1 protein-coding gene is annotated in these 1045 nt (G+C 69.1%); it reads left to right on the top strand.

Annotated features, from left to right (window positions below):
- The first annotated feature begins 124 nt into the window (after positions 1-124).
- Positions 125-1018 (top strand): IS5 family transposase, encoded by an 894-nt coding sequence (locus ACZ6TV_RS55230; protein ID WP_465309798.1) that lies wholly within the window; start codon positions 125-127, stop codon positions 1016-1018.
- Positions 1019-1045 lie beyond the last annotated feature (27 nt).

Here is a 1045-nt window from a genome sequence, read left to right as displayed (position 1 = left end):
CTAAGGCGTGTTTGGTAAGCCGCCGGGCTGGTGGCCGTTCGTCGGTGTGGCGGTGATCGAAAAGGAGCGCGGTCTCCGGTAAGTGGGTTAGCGACCAAGCAAACCTTCATACACCGGAGACCTCGTGGCCAGCGTAGCGGTGGCGAGGCGGCATGACCTCAGCGACGCGCAGTGGGCGGTTCTTGCCGCGGTGCTGCCTGCCGTGTCGGTGCGGGGTCGGCCGCCGAAGTGGAGCAGACGGCAGTTGATCGATGGGATTCGGTGGCGGATCCGGGTGGGTGCGCCGTGGCGTGACGTGCCCGCGGCGTATGCGCCGTGGCAGACGTTGTACTGGTTGTTCCGCCGGTGGCAGCGGGACGGCACATGGCAGGCGGTGCTGACCGCGTTGCAGGCGCACGCTGACGCGGTGGGCCGGGTGCGGTGGGACGTCAGCGTGGATTCCACCAGTGTCCGGGCGCATCAGCACGCCGCCGGCGCCCGCCGTGACGGCGGTTCGCAGCAGGAACCGCCGGGTGGGGTCGACGACGAGCCGGACGATCACGCCCTGGGCCGGTCACGGGGTGGGCGGACGACGAAGGTGCATCTCGCGTGTGAGCAGGGACGCAAGGCGTTGTCGTTGCTGTTGACCGCTGGGCAGCGTGGCGACAGCCCGCAGTTCGTCCCGGTCTTGCGTCGTATCCGGGTGCCGCGCCCAGATGGTGGCCGGCCGCGGACCCGCCCGAACCGGGTCCTGGCCGACAAGGCCTACGCAGGGAAGGGCAACCGTACCTATCTGCGCCGCCACGGTATCCGGGCGACGATCCCGATCAAGGCCGATCACGCCGCGAACCGGCGCAGGCTCGGGTCGAAGGGCGGCCGACCGCCGGCCTTCGACCCGGAGCTCTACAAGCAGCGGCACGCCGTGGAGTGCGGTATCAACCAGCTCAAACGCAACCGCGGCATGGCCACCCGCTACGACAAGTTGGCGGTGCGCTACCAGGCCACCGTCACCATCGCCGCAATCAACGAATGGCTCTGACCCGCCTTACCAAACACGCCTTAGCCG

The sequence above is a fragment of the Dactylosporangium sp. NPDC051087 genome (assembly GCF_055586325.1).
This window is presented reverse-complemented; position numbering and strand designations above follow the sequence as displayed.